Annotated in this window: 4 protein-coding genes; 3 read left to right on the top strand and 1 reads right to left on the bottom strand. The window is 65.3% G+C overall.

Annotation, left to right across the window (positions count from 1 at the left end; genetic code table 11):
* The coding region (locus tag VF497_RS11625; protein ID WP_330888850.1) for an NADPH:quinone reductase at positions 1-869 on the top strand (869 nt) is incomplete at its 5' end.
* A 131-nt stretch (positions 870-1,000) separates the two neighbouring features.
* Positions 1,001-1,852, top strand: a complete 852-nt coding sequence (locus VF497_RS11620) for an MBL fold metallo-hydrolase (protein WP_330888848.1) — start codon at positions 1,001-1,003, stop codon at positions 1,850-1,852.
* A gap of 1 nt (position 1,853) precedes the next feature.
* Here the strand turns inward: VF497_RS11620 and VF497_RS11615 are convergent, their stop codons facing one another.
* Positions 1,854-2,225 carry a hypothetical protein gene (locus tag VF497_RS11615; protein ID WP_330888846.1) on the bottom strand — a complete coding sequence of 124 codons (372 nt, stop codon included), beginning with the start codon at positions 2,223-2,225 and terminating at the stop codon, positions 1,854-1,856.
* A 158-nt stretch (positions 2,226-2,383) separates the two neighbouring features.
* Between VF497_RS11615 and VF497_RS11610 the strand changes: the two genes are divergently transcribed.
* On the top strand, positions 2,384-2,800 hold a 417-nt coding region (locus VF497_RS11610; RefSeq protein WP_330888844.1), incomplete at its 3' end, for a helix-turn-helix domain-containing protein.

The following is a 2,800-nucleotide window of genomic DNA, read 5'->3' as shown; positions in this document are numbered from 1 at the left end:
ATCCTGCCGATGTCGGCCGCCGCAGCGGCAACTATCGCGCGATGGAATTTCCGCGCGTGATCCTGAACAGCGACGGCGCCGGGATCATCGACCAGATCGGTGAAGGCGTGACGCGCTTTGCCGTCGGCGACCGCGTCTGGCTGTTCAACGGCCAGCGCAATGGCCGCGCCTTCGGCACCGCCGCCGAGTACATCACGCTCGCCGATTATCTGGTGACGCCGCTGCCGCCGGACGTGTCGTTCGCGGCCGGCGCAACGCTCGGCATCCCCGGCATGACGGCGTGGTGCGCGCTGTTTGCCGACGGTCCGATCTCCGGCCAAACGGTGCTGGTCACCGGCGGCGCCGGCGCTGTCGGCCACTATGCGGTGCAACTCGCCAAATGGGGTGGCGCGCGCGTGATCGCGACGGTGAGCTCAGAGGTCAAGGACGTCGAGGCACGGCTTGCCGGCGCCGATACCGTCGTCAACTACCGCACCGAGGACGTCGTCTCCAAGGTGATGGCCTTCACCGAGAACCGCGGCGTCGACCGTGTGATCGACGTCGATTTCGGCGGCAACCTCGCGACCACGCTGAAGATCATGGCGCTGAACTCGACGATCGCGGTCTACGCCACCAACGGCAACCGCACGCCCGTGCTGCCGGTGCGCGAATTGATGGAGAAGTGCATCACGGTGCGCTCGCTGGTGCTGTTCGCACTGCCGCCGCCGCTGCTCGCCGCCGCGCAGGCCGACATCACCAAATGGCTGCAGTCGGGCCCTCGCGTGCACAACATCGCCGGACAATTCGCGCTGGCGGAGACCGCCGAGGCCCATCTCGCCGTCGAGAAGGGCGACAAGATCGGCACCGTGATCGTCGATTGCGCGCGATGATGGGCACGCGCGCGCTCCCTCTGCCCGCAGGCGGGCTGAGGTGAAGTGCAGCGCGGCCTTGATCCATTGCACCGGCGCGCGGGAACCCGCATGGTCAGGTGATAGACCAATAAAAAAGGAGGAGACGCCGCATGCAATGGACGATCGGCAAGGTCAAGATCACGAAAGTCGTCGAGCTCGAGACCGTCGGCAGCACGCGCTTCATCCTGCCGCTGGCCGGCAGGGAAGAGATCCAGAGCCTGCCCTGGCTGATCCCGCATTTCGCCAATGAGGATGGCCGGCTGAAAATGTCGATTCATTCGCTGCTGGTCGAGACGCCGGAGCACCGCATCATCGTCGACACCGGGCTCGGCAACGACAAGCAGGGCCGCAACGTGCCGACCTGGAACAACCGCAACGATCCGTTCCTGGAGAAGCTGACCGCGGCCGGCTTTGCGCCTGACAGCATCGACACCGTGCTGTGCACGCATCTGCATGTCGACCATGTCGGCTGGAACACGAAACTCGTCGGCGGCAAATGGGTGCCGACCTTCGCCAATGCGCGTTACGTGTTCGGTAAGACCGAGTACGAGCACTGGCGCGACCACAGCGACGATGCCGCGCATGCCGCCGTGTTCGCCGACTCCGTGAAGCCGATCGCGGATGCCGGCAAGGCCGAGCTGGTGCCGAGCGATCATCGCTTGACCGAGGAGATCACGCTGATCCCGACGCCGGGGCACAGCCCCGGCCACATGAGCATCCACATCAGGTCCGCGGGCGCGGAAGGCCTGCTGACCGGCGACGTCGCGCATCATCCCTGCCAGATGTATCACCTCGACTGGTCGTCGACCGCGGACTCCGACCAGAAGCAATCGGCTGCGACGCGACGCGAATTGTTCTCGCGCTTTGCCGACACGCCGACGCTGGTGATCGGCGGCCATTTCAATGCCGGCCACATCAAGCGCGACGGCGACGCGTTCAGGTTCGTCGCGCTCGAGGCGTGAGCTAGGTCAGGCTGGCGCGCGCGAGGAAGAGCGCGTCAGCCTCGCTGGCGGCGATCGCGGCGGGATAGGGCAAGGCCTTGGCCCGTCCGGGAAGGGTGCGCTCGAGCTCGGCGCGCTCCTCATCATCATCGGCGATGTAGACGGTGACCCGGATCAATCGGCCGAGCTCGGCCTTGCGCGCCTTCATCCACAGCACCATCGGCTTGCCGGCGGCGACCTCCGGCTGATCGTTGACGTTGACGATCACGGCGAGCGGACGGTCCGCGGCAAGCAGCTCGGTGTATTCCACGGTCCAGTCGCAGCCGTCCTGCTCGGTTTGCAGACGGCCGGTTGCGACGAAGATGCCGGGCTCGGCTTCGCGAAAGAATTTCATGGAAGCTTCCTCATGATGACGACGCCGGACCGTGCTGATCGGGTCGATCCGGCCGCCGGCGAGGCAGAAATATTCATCGACTGACGGTCGGTCAATCGACCTAAGCTATTTCAAAGACATTCTAAATATGCGATCTCAGAATCGGAGATCAGGGACTGATGGATGCTGACGACATGATCGGAAAGCGGCAGGCGGCGACCACGCGCCGCGCATCGCAGCACTGGCGGCGCACGCAGCCCGCCGAGGTCAGGGTGGACGATTTGATGTCGGCGGCCGCGGCCCTGTTCGTTGCGAAGGGTATCGAGGCCACCACGATCGACGACATCGTCACGCGGGCCGGCGTCGCTAAAGGCACCTTCTACCACTACTTCTCGACCAAGGCCGATGTCGTCATCGCCCTGCGCGCCCGCTTCACGCAGGATTTCCTCTCCCGCGTTGCCGCCTCGGTCAGTGAGCGGGCCGCGGACGATCACGCCGGGCGGCTGTCCGCCTGGTTGCGCGGTGCCGTTGGAACCTATCTTGCCAATGTCGAGCTGCATGACGTCGTGTTTCACGACTTCCCGCATCATCAGCGC

Origin of the sequence: Rudaea sp., from assembly GCF_036383415.1 — a bacterium.
GTDB lineage: Bacteria > Pseudomonadota > Gammaproteobacteria > Xanthomonadales > Rhodanobacteraceae > Rudaea.
The sequence above is the reverse complement of the archived record's forward strand: the minus strand, read 5'-3'. Positions and strand labels throughout refer to the sequence as shown.

Coding starts and splice junctions, on each gene's coding strand:
- VF497_RS11615 (WP_330888846.1), bottom strand. CDS start 2,225: ATGAAATTCTTTCGCGAAGCCGAGCCCGGCATCTTCGTCGCAACCGGC.
- VF497_RS11620 (WP_330888848.1), top strand. CDS start 1,001: ATGCAATGGACGATCGGCAAGGTCAAGATCACGAAAGTCGTCGAGCTC.